Annotated in this window: 19 protein-coding genes; 15 read left to right on the forward strand and 4 right to left on the reverse strand. The window is 60.4% G+C overall.

Annotated elements, in window-relative coordinates:
* The first annotated feature begins 110 nt into the window (after positions 1–110).
* From Q0899_RS17275 to Q0899_RS17300, 6 genes are all read left to right on the forward strand, one after another.
* Entirely contained in the window at positions 111–986 is an 876-nt protein-coding gene (locus Q0899_RS17275) for a LysR substrate-binding domain-containing protein (RefSeq protein ID WP_298360167.1), read from the forward strand.
* Between the two features lie 192 nt (positions 987–1,178).
* A complete protein-coding gene (locus tag Q0899_RS17280) occupies positions 1,179–1,508 on the forward strand; it encodes an AtpZ/AtpI family protein (protein ID WP_298360165.1) in 330 nt (109 codons plus the stop codon).
* Complete coding sequence (locus Q0899_RS17285) at positions 1,480–2,268, forward strand: F0F1 ATP synthase subunit A (protein WP_298360163.1); 789 nt, start codon at positions 1,480–1,482, stop codon at positions 2,266–2,268. The genes Q0899_RS17280 and Q0899_RS17285 overlap by 29 nt, the downstream gene beginning before the upstream one ends.
* A gap of 45 nt (positions 2,269–2,313) precedes the next feature.
* Positions 2,314–2,550 (forward strand): F0F1 ATP synthase subunit C, encoded by a 237-nt coding sequence (locus Q0899_RS17290; RefSeq protein WP_155527283.1) that lies wholly within the window; start codon positions 2,314–2,316, stop codon positions 2,548–2,550.
* A 76-nt stretch (positions 2,551–2,626) separates the two neighbouring features.
* On the forward strand, positions 2,627–3,157 hold the full coding sequence (locus Q0899_RS17295) for a F0F1 ATP synthase subunit B' (protein ID WP_298298227.1): 531 nt from the start codon (positions 2,627–2,629) through the stop codon (positions 3,155–3,157).
* Positions 3,158–3,161: 4 nt separating this feature from the next.
* Entirely contained in the window at positions 3,162–3,719 is a 558-nt protein-coding gene (locus Q0899_RS17300; RefSeq protein WP_298298233.1) for a F0F1 ATP synthase subunit B, read from the forward strand.
* Between the two features lie 387 nt (positions 3,720–4,106).
* Here Q0899_RS17300 and Q0899_RS17305 read toward each other — a convergent pair whose 3' ends face one another.
* The 4 genes from Q0899_RS17305 to Q0899_RS17320 all read right to left on the reverse strand — a co-directional run bounded on the left by Q0899_RS17305 (position 4,107) and on the right by Q0899_RS17320 (position 8,082).
* A complete protein-coding gene (locus Q0899_RS17305) occupies positions 4,107–6,131 on the reverse strand; it encodes a VWA domain-containing protein (protein WP_299194391.1) in 2,025 nt (674 codons plus the stop codon).
* On the reverse strand, positions 6,131–6,667 hold the full coding sequence (locus Q0899_RS17310) for an RNA polymerase sigma factor (RefSeq protein WP_298298246.1): 537 nt from the start codon (positions 6,665–6,667) through the stop codon (positions 6,131–6,133). The genes Q0899_RS17305 and Q0899_RS17310 overlap by 1 nt, the downstream gene beginning before the upstream one ends.
* Positions 6,668–6,739: 72 nt before the next feature.
* The gene (locus Q0899_RS17315; RefSeq protein ID WP_299195412.1) at positions 6,740–7,732 is read right to left on the reverse strand and encodes a P1 family peptidase; all 993 of its coding nucleotides are present in this window, start codon (positions 7,730–7,732) and stop codon (positions 6,740–6,742) included.
* The gene (locus Q0899_RS17320; RefSeq protein WP_298298252.1) at positions 7,732–8,082 is read right to left on the reverse strand and encodes a cupin domain-containing protein; all 351 of its coding nucleotides are present in this window, start codon (positions 8,080–8,082) and stop codon (positions 7,732–7,734) included. Before Q0899_RS17320 ends, Q0899_RS17315 begins: the two co-directional genes overlap by 1 nt.
* A 135-nt stretch (positions 8,083–8,217) precedes the next feature.
* Here Q0899_RS17320 and Q0899_RS17325 point away from each other — a divergent pair, with 135 nt between their 5' ends.
* From Q0899_RS17325 to Q0899_RS17365, 9 genes are all read left to right on the forward strand, one after another.
* Positions 8,218–9,435 carry an aminopeptidase P family protein gene (locus tag Q0899_RS17325; protein ID WP_298360159.1) on the forward strand — a complete coding sequence of 406 codons (1,218 nt, stop codon included), beginning with the start codon at positions 8,218–8,220 and terminating at the stop codon, positions 9,433–9,435.
* A 152-nt stretch (positions 9,436–9,587) separates the two neighbouring features.
* Complete coding sequence (locus Q0899_RS17330; RefSeq protein WP_299194396.1) at positions 9,588–10,664, forward strand: hypothetical protein; 1,077 nt, start codon at positions 9,588–9,590, stop codon at positions 10,662–10,664.
* A 295-nt stretch (positions 10,665–10,959) separates the two neighbouring features.
* Positions 10,960–12,090: a hypothetical protein gene (locus Q0899_RS17335; protein ID WP_299194399.1), complete on the forward strand. Its 1,131-nt coding sequence runs from the start codon at positions 10,960–10,962 to the stop codon at positions 12,088–12,090.
* 39 nt (positions 12,091–12,129) lie between these two features.
* Positions 12,130–14,061, forward strand: a complete 1,932-nt coding sequence (locus tag Q0899_RS17340) for an ATP-binding protein (RefSeq protein WP_298298265.1) — start codon at positions 12,130–12,132, stop codon at positions 14,059–14,061.
* 450 nt (positions 14,062–14,511) lie between these two features.
* Complete coding sequence (locus tag Q0899_RS17345; RefSeq protein ID WP_299194402.1) at positions 14,512–14,832, forward strand: hypothetical protein; 321 nt, start codon at positions 14,512–14,514, stop codon at positions 14,830–14,832.
* Entirely contained in the window at positions 14,829–14,990 is a 162-nt protein-coding gene (locus tag Q0899_RS17350) for a hypothetical protein (RefSeq protein ID WP_298298271.1), read from the forward strand. The genes Q0899_RS17345 and Q0899_RS17350 overlap by 4 nt, the downstream gene beginning before the upstream one ends.
* A gap of 66 nt (positions 14,991–15,056) precedes the next feature.
* Complete coding sequence (locus Q0899_RS17355) at positions 15,057–16,400, forward strand: DUF6638 family protein (RefSeq protein WP_298298274.1); 1,344 nt, start codon at positions 15,057–15,059, stop codon at positions 16,398–16,400.
* Positions 16,397–16,666 carry a hypothetical protein gene (locus Q0899_RS17360; RefSeq protein WP_366941529.1) on the forward strand — a complete coding sequence of 90 codons (270 nt, stop codon included), beginning with the start codon at positions 16,397–16,399 and terminating at the stop codon, positions 16,664–16,666. The genes Q0899_RS17355 and Q0899_RS17360 overlap by 4 nt, the downstream gene beginning before the upstream one ends.
* A 12-nt stretch (positions 16,667–16,678) precedes the next feature.
* Positions 16,679–17,368, forward strand: a complete 690-nt coding sequence (locus tag Q0899_RS17365; RefSeq protein WP_299194407.1) for a DUF1523 family protein — start codon at positions 16,679–16,681, stop codon at positions 17,366–17,368.
* Positions 17,369–17,381 lie beyond the last annotated feature (13 nt).

A 17,381-nucleotide genomic window follows, 5' to 3' on the forward strand; every position in this document is an offset into this window, starting at 1 on the left:
TCTTATATTATGGGGTGTGACGCCAATATGCGGCATCGGCGCCGCGACTTCAAAAGCATTCTCTTGACAGTATGTGTGAGAAAACCTCACATATAGCTATGCCCCGCCAATTGCCCCCTTTGAATGCCCTGCGTGCCTTTGAGGCGGCGGGCCGCCATGAAAGCTTCACGGGTGCCGCGGAAGAGCTTGGCGTCAGCCATTCCGCCATTTCGAAACATGTGCGGGGGTTGGAGGACCGGTTGGGCGCGCGCCTGTTTCGCGACCTGCCGCGCGGCGTGGCGCTGACCCAAGACGGGGCCGCCTATCTGGCGCAGCTGACCCCTGCCTTTGACACAATCGCGGAGGCGTCGGAAGCGTTCAGCGCCAAACCGGTCGGAACAGTCGTCGTCAATGCGGAGACCGTGTTTGCGCTGAAATGGCTGGTCCCAAACCTCAAACGTTTCACCGACGCCTATCCGGATGTGCATTTGCAATTGGACGCCTCGGAACAGCTGATCGACATCGCGCGCTACGAGGCCGATGTGGCGATCCGCTTCTTTCTGGCGGGCGCGCCCGATGGCACGGCGGAGCTGATCAGCGACAGCGCCATTTATCCCTATGCTGCGCCGTCGGTTGCGGCGCAGGTGGGCGATGACCCGAAAAACCTGCTGAACTTCCCCTTGCTGCGCGATCGTGGCGGCGACCCGTGGAGGGTCTGGTTTGACGGCATCGGCCGTCCCGACTTGGGCGCGTTGGTGCCCGACACCCGCCGCACCCGCGCAATGCTGGCCATCGAGGCCGTCATTGCCGAGCAGGGGGTGCTGCTGGCCTCATCCGACAATGTCAAACATGACGAAGAAGCCGGGCGGTTGGTGCGCTGCTTCGATCACGGGTTCCGGCAGGGCACGTACCACATGCTCTTTGGCGAGGGCGTGCTGCGCCGCAAACCCGTGCGCCTGTTCCGCGACTGGCTGCTGGCCGAGACCATAGAATTTCGGTCAGTCTGACCAATCATCAACCATTTGGTTGAATATATGGAATCCCGCCAAATCCGCCGGGTGCGACACTGGCAGCCGCCACTGGTTTAAAAATACATAACAAAAACAGATGCTTGGATGGCGGCGTGGGCAATTGACTCCGGCCCGCCCAAAACCTATCACACCCCCGAACGACCGCGTGCGCTTTCAGGGGGTACTTTCGTGGCGACAGAACCGGACAAGGAGGGCCTTCAAGCGCTCAACGACCGGCTCGATGCGCTGAAAAAGACCCAGTTACCCGAGGCACGCGCGGACGAGCATTATTCGCAGGCCCATCTGGGCTGGCGCATGGTGATAGAGCTAGTGGCCGGCATCTTGATCGGCTTTGGCATCGGATACGGGCTGGATTGGCTCTTCGGCACATTGCCGCTGTTTCTGGTGCTGTTCATATTGGTGGGTCTCGCCGCGGGCATCAAAACGATGATGCGCACCGCGAAAGAGATCCAGGACGACCAGGTGGCCCATGCGGCCCGACAAAAGAAGGACGAGTGACTTGGCAGACGAAGCACACGGCGAAGAAGGCGGTCTTGTTTTTCACCCGATGGACCAGTTTTTGGTCAAGCCATTGTTTGGCGACGGCCCCGTCGGCATGTTCACCATCACCAATGTGACGCTGTGGATGGCGCTGACCGTGGTCTGCATCATCGCATTGCTGGTTCTGGGCACCCGCAAACGCGCAATCATCCCGTCCCGCACTCAATCGGTGGCCGAATTGGCCTATGGGTTCATCTTCAAGATGGTCGAGGACGTTGCCGGCAAGGAAGCCATCAAGTTCTTCCCGCTGGTCATGACGCTGTTCCTGTTCATTGTCTTTGCCAACTTCCTTGGCCTGCTGCCCATGTCGTTCACCACCACATCCCACATCGCGGTGACCGCCGTGATGGCGATGGGCGTGTTCCTGCTCGTGACGCTGCTGGGCTTCTTCAAGCACGGCCTTGGGTTCCTGGGCATCTTCTGGATCAGCTCGGCCCCATTGATCCTGCGCCCGATCCTGGCGCTGATCGAGGTCATCTCTTATTTCGTGCGTCCGCTCAGCCACTCCATTCGTTTGGCGGGCAACATGATGGCGGGCCACGCGGTGATCAAAGTGTTCGCGGCCTTTGCTGCCGTGCTGGCCATTTCACCATTCGCGATTGTGGCGATCACCGCCATCTACGCGCTCGAAGTTCTCGTATCCTTCATTCAGGCATACGTGTTCGCAATTCTGACCTGCGTCTATCTGAAAGACGCGGTGAGCGATCCTCACCATTAAGGTTTGAAAACTAATCACTGAATTCCATCGTAAGGAGAAAACACCATGGAAGGCGATATCGTACAAATGGGCGCATATGTTGGCGCAGGTCTGGCATGTACTGGCATGGGCGGCGCTGCTGTCGGTGTGGGTCACGTGGTAGGTAACTTCCTGTCCGGCGCGTTGCGCAACCCATCTGCGGCTGCTGGTCAAACAGCAACCATGTTCATTGGTATTGCGTTCGCGGAAGCGCTGGGGATCTTCTCGTTCCTCGTTGCCCTTCTGCTGATGTTCGCAGTCTAAGACTTCAAAGCCATCCTTACGGTTGGGCGGGGCCTTGGTCCCGTCCAATGTAAATTTCGGTTTTTTGGAGGCCATCATGGCAACAGAAACAACAGGAGAAGTGGTCGCGGACGCCCCCGGCATGCCGCAGCTCGACTTCTCGACATTCCCGAACCAGATTTTCTGGCTCGTTGTCACGCTGATCGTGATCTACTTTGTGCTGTCGCGCATTGCGCTGCCCCGCATCGGGTCGGTTCTTGCCGAACGCTCAGGCACGATTACCAATGACATCGCTGCCGCCGAAGAGCTGAAGCAAAAGGCAGTTGAGGCCGAAGAGGCCTACAACAAAGCCCTTGCCGACGCCCGGTCGGAAGCCGCGAAGATCGTGGCCGACACGAAGGCGGACATCCAGAAAGATCTGGACAAGGCGATTGCCGAAGCCGACGCCGAAATTGCGGCCCGCGCCGCAGAGGGTGAAAAGGTCATCGCCGCCATCCGTGACAGCGCGCAAAAAGACGCGGCGACCGTGGCGAAAGACATCGCCAAGGACATCGTGGCCGCTGTGGCACCCGGCAAGATCGACGCCAAATCGGTGACGGCCGCCGTTACCGCGAAGATGAAGGGATAAGAGCATGAAAAAGCTGATTGCCCTTTTGGCTCTTGCACCGGCGCCTGCATTGGCGGCTGGCGACAAGCCGTTCTTTTCGCTGGCCAACACCGATTTTGTGGTGCTGATCGCCTTCCTGCTGTTTATCGGCGTGCTGGTGTATTTCAAAGTGCCCGGCCTGTTGATGGGCCTTCTGGACAAACGTGCAGAGACCATCAAATCCGAGCTTGATGAAGCCAAGGCGCTGCGCGAAGAGGCCCAGACCATTCTGGCGTCCTACGAGCGCAAGCAAAAGGAAGTGGCCGAACAGTCTGAGCGCATCATCGCGAACGCCAAGAAAGAGGCGCAAGCCGCTGCTGAGCAGGCGAAGGAAGACCTGAAACTGTCCATCGAACGCCGGCTGGCCGGCGCCGAGGAACAGATCGCATCGGCCGAAGCCGCCGCTGTCAAACAGGTCCGCGACCGTGCCGTTTCAGTGGCGATTGCTGCTGCCGCTGACGTCGTCGCCGCGAAGACCTCCGCTGCCGACCAGAACAAGCTGGTGGATGCCGCGATTGACGAGGTCAAAGCAAAGCTGCACTAGCTGCGCTGACCTGACCAAAATGAAAAAGCCCCGGACGCCTGACGGCCTCCGGGGCTTTTGCTTTTTCTATGGGAGCATTTTGCGGTGTGAGCCCGCCGCGTCATCGGTCGTCAGGTTGTGAGCGGTGATTGCATATTTGAGGCAGAAAGAAGCCTATTTGTGTCAATCCAATATTAAGGTTAACGCGCCCTGCCGAAGGGAGGGTCGAAGCGCCCAAACTCCCCGGCGATTACGGCGGACAGATTGGGCGGCTTCTTCCTGCACGGCCATCGGCATGCCTGCCTGTACCGTGTATTGACCATGGCGCAGCGATGGTTAGGGAAGCGTAAACGCCGGGCTTCTTTCTGCTCAAAATATGCAAATCCGACGTTTTCCATCCCGCACCACCTAGCGGCTTTTGGAGAGGCTTTCCGCCAGACGCATCAATGTGATCGCCTCTGCCCGGTACCCGAAGCTGTCAGCCCCCTTGGCGCTGTTGGCCAAGGCGATTGCATCGGCAAAGCCCCACTCCGCCAGATAGTCGCTGCCGCGCAGCAGCTGGCCAAAGCCGGCAATCGCCGTTGCAAACTGTGCGTCGGTCGACGGTGTGGACGTGCCCGCCGCTATGGGGGCCTCGATCAGCTTGCTGCGGTCTTCGCCAGGCTCTTTGTAGCGCAGGCGCAGGAAGCCCAGCTCGTCGCTGCCGGAGGCGGCGACCGCTTCGCCATAGCGCAGCGGATCGTTGAGCACGGCGGGGGAGCCAACAGGCGTGACCTCGTAAAGCGCTGTGACCTGCAGCCCGGCCCCGATATCGCCGGCATCGACCTTGTCATTGTTGAAATCCTCGCGCTTCAGGGCGCGGGTTTCATACCCTATCAGCCGGTATTCGGCGACCTGCGCCGGGTTCCATTCGACCTGCACCTTCACGTCGCCCGCAATCGGGAACAGCGCGCCGGTGAGTTGGTCCACCAGCACTTTGCGTGCCTCGCTGAGCGTGTCGATATAGGCGGCCTGGCCGTTGCCGTTTTGGGCCAGCGTTTGCATCAGAGCTTCGTTGATGTTGCCGCGACCAAAGCCCAGCACGGACAGGTAGGTGCCGCTGTCGCGTTTCGCCTCGATCAGGGTTTTCATCTCGGCGTCGGAGCTTTGGCCCACGTTGAAATCGCCGTCAGTCGCCAGGATCACCCGGCCAATCTCGCCGTCTTCGGCCATTTGGTCTGCCACCTGGTAGGCCTGCTGCAAGCCCGCCGCCCCGGCGGTGGACCCACCTGCGGACAGGTTGGCCAGGGCCGCGTTGATCTTGGCGCTGTCGCTGGCCTTGGTGGGCTCCAGCACCAGCCCCGCGCGGCCTGCGTAAGTCACAATCGCCACCTCGTCCTGCGGGCGCAGCTCCGACAGCATCAGGCGGAAGGATTGGATCAGCAGCGGCAGCTTGTCGGGGGCGTTCATCGAGCCCGACGTGTCGATCAGGAACACGAGGTTTAGCGGCGGGCGATCCTCGACAACCGGCATCTCGCCTTGCAGGCCGATATGGACCAGCTGCGTATGTTCGTTCCACGGCGTTTCGCTGACCGAGACGGTTGTGGCGAACGGCGCGTCGCCGTCGGGGGCCGCGTAGTCATAGGGGAAGTAGTTCACCATCTCCTCGACCCGCACCGAGGCGGGGTCGGGCATCTGCCCGTTCTGCAGCGCGCTGCGGACCCAGGCGTAGCTGGCGGTGTCCACATCGGTGGAGAAGGTGGACACGGGGTCCTCGGACGCGATTTTCAGCGGGTTCGGGGCCTCGTTGGCGAAACGGTCGGTGTTGGGTGCCTCCCGTAAGATGATGCCGTCGGATGGCGCCGGAGACGGAGCGATGGTCGCGCTTGTGACCCCAGATTGCTCAGCCGCAATTCCGCCGACAAAGCCGGACAGGTCGGACTGATCTGCCAAACCCTGCAACCGGGGCTGGGCAGCGGCACGCTTTTGGACCGGCGCTGCTGGCGCGGGTTTTGCAACCTGACCCAAAGGTTCTGCCACGATTTCGGCGCTTGCACTCTGCTGCGCATCATCTTCTGCCCGAATACCGGCAATATCTGGCGTGTCACCTGGCCCGTCCAACGCGACTTCCTCCAATTTGGGTTCGACTGCTGCGACGTCGGCTGGCGGCTGGTTTTGCACCAGCACGACACCGACACCGATGACGACGAGCGAGGAGGTTGTCAGAAGAAGCGGTTTGAGGGATTTGGAAGAAAACATATCGGAAAGTCCTTTCAGAAAACCGGCCGGTTTGGCCTGTGTTTCTGTGGGACGTACAAAGCCACCTTGTTCTTGGAGCTTGGCGAAATTTTCTTCGGCCACGATGAAGGCGGCCTGCTTGGAGGGTGCGTCAGGCGCAGGGGCGCCCTTTAGGGCGGCTTTCAGGCGGTCCAGATCGTCATCAAAATCGGGCATCAGATGGCCTCCTTCTCGGCCAGGGCGCGGAGGTGCTTTTTGACCTCCGACATGCGCCAGGCGATGGTGCCTTCCGACAATCCCATCACCTGCGCCGCTTCCTTTTGTGTCATGTCTTCGCCCAGGGTCAGGGCGATGGTTTCGCGCAATTCTTCGGGCAGTGTGCGCATGGCGGTTTGTAGCCAATCGTAGGCCTCATGCGCCTCTGCCTGCTCGGCGGCGCGCCTTTGGTAGTCCTCGCCCCAGCCGTCGCGGGCCCTGGCGCGGCGTTGCGATTTGCGGGCGCGGTCGGTGGCGGCGTTCATCACCACGCGGTAAAGCCATGTGGTAAACTTGGCGTCGCCCCGGTAGCTGCGCAGCTTGGCGGGCAGGGCGGCCATGATGTCATGGGCCAGATCCTCGGCATCATGTTGCGTGCCGCACAGCCGCCAGCCCATGCGGTAGATGCGGTCATAGTGACGCCGTATGAGCAGCCCAAAGGCGTCCCCATCCCCGTCGGCGGCGGCTAGCGCCAAGGCCTCGTCACTGGTTTTCATACGCATAATGGTCGTAGGACGGATGGGCGGGGTCAATCCTTGGAAAAAAGTTTAGAAATATTTCGGGCCGCTCTAGCCGCCGAATTTTTCGTGCCATGTGGGCAGCGTGTCACCGGGGGCTTTTTGCGCCTCATAGACGCCGCGCGCAATGGCGCGGGTCAGGCAGATGGCGGCAGCGTGGCCGATATTGAGCGTGTCTACGAACTCGTCGTCCAAAGGCTTTGCATCCGTCGCCACCCCGAAGACCAGATCACCGTCCATCGGGGTGTGACTGGGCCAAAGCGCGCGGGCCATGCCGTCCTGCGCCGCCGTGGCCATGCGGGTGCATTGAGATTTGTTCAGCGCCGCATCCGTGGCAACGATGGCGATGGTGGTCGCCGTCCCCGGCGTCAGCTTGGTCACCGGCGTTTTGGCCGCGTTGTGGGTGATCTTGGGGCCGAGCCCTCCAAATTCGCCGTCAATTTCGCAGGGCGCGGCGTGGAAATGCGGGCTGTCATCGACGGTGGCCGCGCCCAATGCGTTGACCACCACCAGCGCGCCGACCGTGTGGCCGGAGGGCAGCGTCAGCGAGGCGGACCCAAGCCCTCCCTTCAGGTTGACCGTGGTGGCACCGGTGCCTGCACCAGTGGTGCCGATGTTGAAGTCGGCCGAGGCCGCCTCGCATGCCGCGCGGCCCAGCGCGGGGTAGGGGTTGGCGTCCCATGCCGTATCGCCGCCGCTGGCCAGATCAAACACGATTGCGGAAGGGACAATAGGGACAATATGGGGCCCGACCGCGAAGCCCTTGCCCGCTGCGCGAAGTGCGTCCGACACGCCGTCAGCCGCCGCCAGCCCAAAGGCAGAGCCGCCGGACAGGACCAGCGCATTCACCTGCTGCACGGTTTTGTCAGGAGCAAGCAAGTCGGTTTCCCTTGTGCCCGGTGCGCCACCCATGACGCTGACCCCTGCCGTGAACGGCGCGTCGGCAGTAAGTACGGTGACGCCCGATTTCAGCGCAGCGTCTTGCGCGTTGCCTACCATTAGGCCGCTGACATCGGTGATCAGGTTCTTTGCGCCGGGATACATCATATGCGCGGTTTCTTCGCGGCTGTGGCGGCGTCGCCGGTGTTGGGCGTGCCCGCCGGTTCGATCAGCAGCACCTTTGCCTCATTCTCAGCGCGTGGCCGGTGGGTGACGCCTTTGGGCACCACGAACAGCTCGCCCGGACCAAGCGTATGGGAGCGGTCCTCCACGTCGAGGGTCACCTCCCCCTCCAGCACCAGAAAGAAGTCATCTGTGTCGGGGTGGTCGTGAAACGGGAACTCGCCTTGGAACTTCACCACCATGATGTCGTTGCCGTTGTAATCGGCGACCACATGCGGGTCCCAGTGGGTGCTGAATTGGCTCAACTTGTCGGCGAGATTAACGGGTTTCATATCGAACTCCTTCACAACCCATCTTGCCAGAAAGCGCGGGATCGGCAAGGGTGCGCGCAGGCCGGATGGCGTCCGGCCTCTCAGCACATATCTCTGTCCTGAACGCCGGGACCTTTCTTTGATTAGGAGGGTCACATGACCAATCTCAGCACCCGTCAAGATTTTCTGCGCTTTCACAATGGGGAACGCGCGCCTTTGCAGTTTGCCCCGGCCGAGTATGATGCCCGGCTGGCGGGCCTGCGTGCCATCATGGCAAAAGCGGGCATCGACGCTTGCGTCCTGACGTCCATGCATTCCGTCAGCTACTACGCTGGGTTTTTGTACTGCGCCTTCGGGCGGCCCTACGCTTTGGTGGTCACCCCGACCGAGCATGTTACCATCAGCGCGGGCATCGACGCGGGCCAGCCATGGCGTCGCACCCATGGCGACAACATCACCTACACCGACTGGGGCCGCGACAATTACTGGAAGGCGATCCGGTCGATCACTGGCGAAGGCCGCGTGATCGGCCTTGAGGGCGACCACCTGACCCTGACCCGCACCGATGAGTTGGAGGCGGCGCTGAAGCCCGCCAAGAAGGTTGATGTGGCCCCGGCTTGCATGACGCAGCGTATGATGAAGTCGGAGGCTGAGATTGCGCTGATCCGAGAGGGCGCGCGCATCGCTGATGTCGGCGGCTACGCCATCAAAGACGCCATCAAGGTCGGCACCCGAGAGATTGACGTGGCCATGGCGGGCCGCGACGCCATGGAATTGGAAATCGCCAAATCCTTCCCCGACGCCGAATACCGCGACACTTGGGTCTGGTTCCAATCCGGCCTGAACACCGACGGGGCGCATAACCCGGTGACATCCCGCAAGCTGGAACATGGCGACATCCTGTCGCTCAACACCTTCCCGATGATCTCCGGCTATTACACCGCGCTGGAACGCACCCTGTTTGTCGGCGAAGTCGACGACGCCTCGCTGAAGATATGGGAGGCCAATATCGCGGCGCATGAACTGGGCATCTCGCTGCTCAAAGCCGGGTCCACCTGCGCGCAAGTCACCGCTGGGGTGAACGCGTTCTTTGAGGAACGCGATCTGCTGCAATACCGCTCCTTCGGGTACGGGCACAGCTTCGGGGTGCTGTCGCATTACTACGGGCGGGAGGCCGGGCTGGAGCTGCGCGAGGATATCGACACGGAGCTGCAGGTGGGCCACGTGATTTCCATGGAGCCGATGCTGACCATCCCGCATGGGGCACCCGGCGCGGGGGGCTACCGCGAGCATGACATTCTGGTCATCACCGAGGACGGCAACGAGAACATCACAGGCTATCCCTACGGCCCCGCCTTCAACGTCATTCGTTAACAAAAACAACGGCTTCACGAAATTGCTAAGGTCCCGCCGTGGTGGGGCCTTTTTTCTATGGTTTGCAGGGCTTTGACGTGGCAAACTCTGGAAAACGCCGCAATCATGCTTATGTGAATAGCAATAACATTAATTGGACGAGGGACGTAGATATGGCCGATTTTGACGCACAGGTTCGGGAATCGCAGGCGCAGGTGGAAGAGGCGCAGGCCAAGATTTCAGAGCTGACCAGCCGCATTGAAACCGCGCGCGCCAAGCTGAAATCGGGCGACGACATCACCATCGACATCGAAAACGCCTCCCTTGAGGATGTGCATGCCCATACCGAGCTGATGAACGGCAACATCGCCGAGCTGATCATGGGGCTGGACGATGTGACCTCGGGCTTCTCGGAAGATTTTTCCGCCATGCGCGACAAGACCGGCTGGGAAAGCTTTGTCGGCATCTTCTCCAAGGGCAAGTCCGAGTCGCTGCGCCAGGAACGCATGCGCACCGCGTCCATTGACGACAAGCTGCAGGACCTGATCTCCAAATCCGACCAGATTGTTGGACTTCTGACGGGGCAGCTGTCCGTGTTGGAGGAGCAAAAGGTCAAAGTTGAGGGCAACCTGGCTGAGACGCTGGATGAGCGCGAAATGGTTGTGGGCGAGCTGGAAACCCTGCGCGCCGACATTCTGGCCATGGACCCCAAGATGATCGAGCTGGAGAATAAAATCTCCGTCGAACAGGACGCCGCCGCGCGGACCAAGCTGGAAACCGAGCTGGCGGAAATGAACAACAAGTACAACGAGATGGTGCAGGAGGAGCAGGTCAAGCTCGCCAAGTCGCAAACGTTGGAACGCTACATCGAGAAGGGCAAGACCTGGATAGACTCTCTGCAAAACCAGGCGGCGACCCAGATGGTGCTGATCAACAAGCTGGAAACCGACACGAAGCAGCGTGTTGTTCTGTATGACGCCCTGACCAAGTCGTTGAAAACGGCGCAGCAGCAGGACGTGGCCCACCAGATCAACGAGATCGGGGTGAAAACCGACCAGGAAGCGCAAGCCGGCATGGCCGCCATCGGCTCCGCCACCAACGCCCGCATGGCCGAAATGATGGAAGCCCATGAAGACCAGATGGTCTTCGCCCGCAAGGTGTTGGAGCAAAAGGCCAAAGCCGACGAGCGCTTCGCCCGCCGCTTCGAGAAGATCGTCGAGAAGCACGACAAGAACCTGTACGGGGCTTGAGTTTCGCCACACAAATAATCGGATCAGGCATTCTTGGGGGTAGTATGCTCCTATCAGCCCTAGTTGGCGCTAAGTTTGCGATTGTTTCTGAGGTCCAGTTCAACTTTCTTGCGGGTATTGGGGTTTTCCTTCTCTGGCTTTGCCTTACTCGGGTCTTCTTTCGTACGATGTGGTTTGCGACGAAAATGGATGAAACGACTGTGTACGATAACGAACCTGCCAAGAACGTAAGACGGAATCTGTTTGCGAGCTGGTTCATTGGCATAAACAGAAATCAGCATGGTGTTGATGAGTCATGACGGAAGATATCGACCTCACTCTCGACCATTCCGGCCTGACCGATGACCTCGCGGCGCGGCGCTACTTTGCCAAGTTTGAGCGTATCACCGGGCATCTGGCCCGTGTCGCGGCAGAGATGGAGGTCGAAGGCACCTTCAGCAAATCCGACGTCGACATAATCGCCGACTACGTCGCCCGCATTGCCCGCACCTTCCGCGCGCTCAGCCACAAATACCTGCTGACGGGGCGCGATACCGGACAATTCTTCGGCTCCCTGACCATCGACAAGCATGACAGCGGCTTCCCCGTCTTTGCCGAGCTGATGACCATGGCCAATGACGCCATGCAGGCCGACAAGCACCTTGCCGGAATGCGGTCACGCGATGAGCTGAAAGACGAGATGATCCGCCAGATCGTGGGCGACCTGACCATCCCAACCAAGCTGCAATTCGCCCTGTCGCAACGCATGTATTACGAGGCGCTCGCCAAGCGTGGGCTCTTCTGGGCCACCAATGACGCGCAGGCCATCTGGACCGGCAACCGCGAGGAACGCCGCACCTATTTGTTGCACTGGGCGGTCTACGACTCGCGCCAAAATGTGCCGACCATTTACTTGATGGACATCGAAGACAGCGGCGACGTGGCCCTGCCCAAAGACGCCCGCCGCTGGCCCGAAGCGCAGGCGCATCTGACCGCGCAAGCCTCCAACGGGCTGAAGCTTCTGACCATTGCGCAAGGGTTTGACCGCGACTTCGACGACCTGCACCCCAAACGCCTGCGCCGCATCCATGTCGGCCCGATGTATTCCCACGCCTTCACCCAGCAATCCGGCCCGATCCGCGACGTGCTGGCCGAAGCCCAAAGCGCGCCCGGGGAGGACTGGACGCTGGCCTGGACCGTGGAAACATTGGAATCTGAGCGTGTCGAGCTGGAGAAGAAAGGCTGGTTCAGTTCCGTCGAGCGGGAGATTTTCAAGCTGGATCCCTTCGCCGGACGCGGCGCGGAAACCGGCGCCACCTCGACCGAGCGCTCCGTCATCATGCCGACGCGCCCCTATCAGGTCTTGGCCGAAAAGAACCCGGCGGGCTTCGCCAGCATCCGCAAATTCGTGGTCAGCCCAGCGGGCCGCGTGGTGAGTTATCGGTAGGGCGGGGTTCACCCCGCCGCCCAAATTTAAGGAAAAGATATGAGCCAATCAGCCGATTTCATGGAGTTGAAAGAAGACGACATCCGCGCGCATTACGCCGCCGCGACCGCCATGCTGGAAGGCGTCGACCACACGCCGCGCATCGCCAAAGCCAAGGAAGCCCCCGCTGCCGAACGTTCAAGTGGCATCGGCACCCGCCGCCGCTTCCGGTCTACCACGCCCGGCCTTGTTACGCGCTCGACCGCGCGCCCCGAAGGCGTGCGGCTGATCGAACGCATCGAAGGGGTGGGCGACGACGCGCTGCCCTCCGCCCTGCAAGCCACGACGCTACAAGCCCTGCGCCGCGCCTTGGCGATTGGCCTGACCGTTGGCGACCAGTTCAGCGACGCCACTGGCTTGGCCGAACTCAAACGCGAGAACCTCGAAGGCCGCCTGTCTGACAGCAAAAAGGCGGAATTCACCGACCTGCTTGCCGCCGAAGCGCTTGCCGTGCTCTTCTCCTTCGCCAATGCCGCGTCCTACCTTTTGGCCAGCCACGCCACGGAAACCACGGTTGAGATCGGCGGCGTCGAGGAGGTGCTGACCGACAACGCCCAACTCGCCCTGCACGGCGCGTTGTGGGAGCTGGACCAGGATCTCGCAATCTTCGCCGACGAGGACGCCAAGACCGTGGCAACGCTGCTGGCCTTCACCGAGCAGCTGATGGAAAAGGCGTCCTTGCGCGCCGCCAACACGCCCCGCTTGGAACCGTTCAACCAGGCCTCTTACCGCGTGGAAGCGGATGATCTGACCATCAACGGCTTCACCCCCGCCCGCGCGGCGAAGGGGTCGAAGCTGACCATGACCTTCAAAAAACCCAACGAGGTCGTCGGCAACCACATCGCCAAATACCAGTCCATGAAGCTGGCCAAAATGGTCATGGCCTATGATTTCGAGCGTAAGCTGAACCCCTTCGCCGACCTCGGCGGCTTCATCTTCACCTTCATGGGCGACGGCGCGCCGGGTACGGGCAAAACCACGCTGATCCAGATGATGGCGGGGCTGATGTCGGGCTATTGCGAGACCGCGGGCTACCCGTTCCGCTACCAAAACCTGTCCACCGACAACATCGACAGCTACCAAGGCAAATCCGGCCAGAACGCCAAGGCCTTCATCAACAACGTCATCGACCCGAACGTTATTGGCTTTGGCACCATCGACGACATCGACCAGCTTGCGGGCAAACGTGGCGACCGCCAATCCTCAGCCGGCCAGCTGGAGATTACGGCGGTGCTTATGGAAAGCTTCGCCGGCGCGAACACCGTGGTGCGCGGCAACTGCACCTTTGGGATGTTCTCCAACTACCCCGAAAACGTGGACGATGCGTTAAGGCAACGGGCCGGCGCGCGCTTCCTCGTCGACGGCCCCCAAACCCGCGACGACTATGTCGACATCCTCAACCTGCTGATGGGCAAAAACCACGACATCCCGCTGGGCGATTTCGAACCCTTCGCTGCCCAAGAAATCAAAAAAGCCGTCGCCGCGTCCTTCGACAGCCACGCCAAACCGCATGAGGAAGGCCTGTTGAAGGTCTTCGACAAGGTCTCCGGTGAAATCGGCGAATTGGACACGATCAACAAGCTCGGCACCTACCTCAAAGGCATTCAGGAGGCCGACCACCGTTTCACCGGCCGCGCCATCAAGAACATCACCGACGCCGTCAAAGTCCGCGCGATGGACTTCGAGCTGCCCGACGAATGGATGGAGGAACCCGACCTGTTCCTGTTCAAGGATTACGAAACCAAGCTCGGCATGATCAAAGAGCTGCGCCAGCCCATCACGGTCGAAATGGTCATCCAGGAAATCAACCGCTACGCGGATTCCGAGTTCCGGTATGCGGATAAGTCGGATGAAGTAGCGGTTGCCAATATGGTGCGCGAGTATGGCCTCACCGAAGAGGCGAAGCGGCGGTATTTGGAGAGTAAGGGGTAGTGCAGGCTTGGGCTCTCTTGGGCAGCGCAGTTTATGCTATTTTGAGCTGCATCTTGGTCACCAAGGCGTTTTCGTTTTTCCGATCTGTTCTTACGCCAAGGGCACTGCCACTGGGCAGAGCCTTTTGCGGAATTCCGCTTGTTGTGTTCCTTCTTGCTTTGTGGATGTTCACAGCCGTCTTTGGTTGGGTGCCGATCCTTGAAGGACAGTTTGGCGGTGCTTTGTACCAAAGTGACCCCATATTAAATATCTACCTGATATTTATTCCGTTTCTTTGGATTGCGGCAAATTACTTTCATTTGATTATTAGGGGTCGCAGTTGACCTTTCGACGCAAAACAACCGCTCAGCAACATGGCCCCCTCCCCATGGGGGGGAGGGAGGGGGCCGCGCTTTCTTCGAAAGCGCAGCGATTTAGATCATCTGTTTGGCGCGTCGGGGCCCTCTTCTAATGGCCGCCCTCTTCATCATCGTCTGGCTGATCCCCGCCGCATGGGGGGCCTATTCCGGCTATTGGCGGGCGGCGCGGCCCGCTTTGAACTTCGGCGACTTTGCCACTGACATTGGCATCGCGCTGATGACCGCTGCGGCCCCGATCTTCATGTTCCACATGGTCTGGGTCGGCGCGTTCATGGAGATGACGGGGGGGCTCAGCGCGCTCGGCTCATGGGCGTGGTACTGGTCTTGGTTGACCGCGCTGATCTGGTTCCCATGCATGGTCATCGCCTATATCTGGCGGGCGATGAAGATCCGGCGGGGGGGGGTAGGGTGAGCGCGCCTTTCATCATGACGCTGGTCGCACCGTTTCAGTCCCTGCTCTACAGAGTGGTCAGGCTGGGCCGCCAAGGCGAGGCAGCAGGGGAAGACATGACCCCGCAGTTTGGTGTATCACGTCATGTGGGCGCGGTTTCGTCGGTTAACATATGGTAAAGCTAAAATGAATACCTATATATATCATATGGTTAGTAAGATTTCAGCATGCGGGAAACCCCGCCCATGATGCGTCTCATTCAAAAGGGGCTGATGTACGGCAACCTGTTCCACGTGGGCTCGCCCGCGCTGGTGGAGCGGTATAACCGCGCCTTGAAGCATCTGACCGGCAAGACCACGAAGCTGACCGATTTTCACATTGATATCGCGGGCTACGCGCCCGAAGTGGGCGACGAGCTGGACGACCATCTGTACCTCAACCCGCAGGGCTGCAACCGGCAATTCATCCTGCTGTCGACCGAGCAAAAGACGGCGCCGCTGCTGGAGGCCAAGTTTTCGACCTCGCGCGGGATCCTGCGGCAATTCATCGATCACAACGAGGCGCAGCTTTTCGCGCTGACTGCCCGTGACGCCGTGGCGGGCGAGCTGGTCAACTCGATCTACACCGTCGATAAAGCCGCGCATCTGTTCGACATCCGCAAGATGCGGATCGAGGCCGACACCACAGGTGGCCATGTGGCAGAGGCCACCAAGCTGGGCGCGATGATCGACGAATTCCGCTCCCGCGAGGACGCGTGGTGGGACGATGTGCTGATCGCCGACATGATCACGCTGGCCAAGAAAACCGGCGACGTGACGCGGGTGCCCATCGGGCTGGAAAAGACCGAATACGAGCAAGCGAACTTCTGGACCTCGCATTTCGGGGGGCTTTATGTTTTCCGTGATGTGCCCGAGCCGGCCACGATCTGCGTGGGCAAAAAGGAAGAGGTCGGCAAGCTGCCGACCAAGCTGACCCTGGGCTTCCATGAGCGCAACAAAATCGCGGCCTTTCTGGAGGAAAACAATCTGGTCGAGCCCATCGTGAAGGCGAAAGGTGTCAATGCGATCGACATCCTGCGCCAAAAGCTGGACTTCATCATTGTCGATGTCGCGGCCACGATGGAGGCGGACCTGACCGGCCTCAGACGCGCCGATCTGCGCAAACTGGCGCGGCGCTATGCGCAGCTGTTGCCCAAGGAATTCCACCAGCTTAACGACCTGTTGCGCTGGGCGGAGGGCGGCGGCGGTTGGCCGCGGATCACCTCGAAAGACCCGGCCTATTTCTACACGCTGCGGTCTACCGATCATGGGGATCGCGATCTGGTGAACCAGATGCTGGCCGAGCTTGCGCCGTTGGATGTGCGCCAGCTGTTTATTTGCCACAAGCAGCTGTTTTACGCGCGCTACGCGGGCTGGCCGGAGGAAAAGAAGGAATTTGTGGCGGACTTCCTTGAGCGGGAGTATCAAGTGGACAAGGCCGGCGCCCGCGAGGCACTGTTTGGCCATGAGGAGCCGATGGCGGAGCCCAGCCCCACGCGCGACATTGTCGACGTTGTGGGACCATGGGGCGCCGTGAGGAGGGGTAAATGATCATAGGAATTTTGCGGCTGTTCGTGCTGGCGTTCATCGTCATGCTGGTGGTGTATTTCATCTTGTCCGCGTGGTCGCGATCCGTGCGCCGTGGCAAGCTGCGCGACGAATGGGACGAAGAGATACGCGAAGGCGACCGCGAGGCCTTTGTTGAGGAAGGGCTGGAAGACTACGACCAGTCGTTGCGCCGCAAGCTGATCCTGGGGGTGTTTGTTGTCCCCTACATGGTGATCGGCATCCTGATTTACGTCGTCAACTTTCAGTAAGGGACGCCCGACATGCTTTATGTAAAACGCACCTTTTGGACCGTCTTCTGGGTCCTGCTGCTGGCCTTCCTACATTACACGCTGCCACAGCGCGACATCGCGCGGGTCGTTGAGACCGAGGTGCGGCGCGTCGATTTTGGCGAGAACTCTCTGTTTTGGGCGGGGGCCGATACCGGCCAGGATGGCACCGGCGCAAACCGCGACGTGCGCTTTGTGAATACGGTGCGCAAAAAGACCTACCTGCTGGGGCTGATCCGGTCCGACAGCACGCGACCGATGGTCTACCGCAACGAGGATACCGGCTGGGGCTGGCCGCCTTACTTCAAGCTGGATTCGTCGAATTTGCAGACCGAACTGGCTGACGCCAAAAGCACCGCGGCCGAGCCGCAATGGGTGGTGTTGACCCACTATGGCTGGCGCAATGAGTTCCTGTCGATCTTCCCCAACGCCGTGGGCGTGCGTCCGATTGATGACCCCAACAAGCTGCTGATCCCCTATTTCAACATCCTGATCCTGATTATTCTGGCGGGGCTGATGCTGGGCTTTTACCGCATGACCCAATGGTTCCGGCGCGAGAAGATTGACCCGATTGTGGATTCAGCTTCCGAGACCTGGGACGGCGTTGACGCCTATGCGGATGAAAAGCGCGCAGGGTTCCGTGGCTGGCTGGACAGTTTCAAAGGCAAAGACAAGCGCTACTGAATTGTGCGCGTTC

This window comes from uncultured Litoreibacter sp., from assembly GCF_947501785.1.
GTDB lineage: Bacteria > Pseudomonadota > Alphaproteobacteria > Rhodobacterales > Rhodobacteraceae > Litoreibacter.

Excerpts from the sequence above, each read along its gene's own strand:
- Q0899_RS17285 (WP_298360163.1), top strand. The coding sequence starts at position 1,480 with ATGCGGCCCGACAAAAGAAGGACGAGTGACTTGGCAGACGAAGCACAC.
- Q0899_RS17290 (WP_155527283.1), top strand. The coding sequence starts at position 2,314 with ATGGAAGGCGATATCGTACAAATGGGCGCATATGTTGGCGCAGGTCTG.
- Q0899_RS17295 (WP_298298227.1), top strand. The coding sequence starts at position 2,627 with ATGGCAACAGAAACAACAGGAGAAGTGGTCGCGGACGCCCCCGGCATG.
- Q0899_RS17300 (WP_298298233.1), top strand. The coding sequence starts at position 3,162 with ATGAAAAAGCTGATTGCCCTTTTGGCTCTTGCACCGGCGCCTGCATTG.
- Q0899_RS17305 (WP_299194391.1), bottom strand. The coding sequence starts at position 6,131 with ATGCCCGATTTTGATGACGATCTGGACCGCCTGAAAGCCGCCCTAAAG.
- Q0899_RS17310 (WP_298298246.1), bottom strand. The coding sequence starts at position 6,667 with ATGAAAACCAGTGACGAGGCCTTGGCGCTAGCCGCCGCCGACGGGGAT.
- Q0899_RS17315 (WP_299195412.1), bottom strand. The coding sequence starts at position 7,732 with ATGTATCCCGGCGCAAAGAACCTGATCACCGATGTCAGCGGCCTAATG.
- Q0899_RS17320 (WP_298298252.1), bottom strand. The coding sequence starts at position 8,082 with ATGAAACCCGTTAATCTCGCCGACAAGTTGAGCCAATTCAGCACCCAC.
- Q0899_RS17325 (WP_298360159.1), top strand. The coding sequence starts at position 8,218 with ATGACCAATCTCAGCACCCGTCAAGATTTTCTGCGCTTTCACAATGGG.
- Q0899_RS17330 (WP_299194396.1), top strand. The coding sequence starts at position 9,588 with ATGGCCGATTTTGACGCACAGGTTCGGGAATCGCAGGCGCAGGTGGAA.
- Q0899_RS17335 (WP_299194399.1), top strand. The coding sequence starts at position 10,960 with ATGACGGAAGATATCGACCTCACTCTCGACCATTCCGGCCTGACCGAT.
- Q0899_RS17340 (WP_298298265.1), top strand. The coding sequence starts at position 12,130 with ATGAGCCAATCAGCCGATTTCATGGAGTTGAAAGAAGACGACATCCGC.
- Q0899_RS17345 (WP_299194402.1), top strand. The coding sequence starts at position 14,512 with ATGGCCGCCCTCTTCATCATCGTCTGGCTGATCCCCGCCGCATGGGGG.
- Q0899_RS17355 (WP_298298274.1), top strand. The coding sequence starts at position 15,057 with ATGATGCGTCTCATTCAAAAGGGGCTGATGTACGGCAACCTGTTCCAC.
- Q0899_RS17360 (WP_366941529.1), top strand. The coding sequence starts at position 16,397 with ATGATCATAGGAATTTTGCGGCTGTTCGTGCTGGCGTTCATCGTCATG.
- Q0899_RS17365 (WP_299194407.1), top strand. The coding sequence starts at position 16,679 with ATGCTTTATGTAAAACGCACCTTTTGGACCGTCTTCTGGGTCCTGCTG.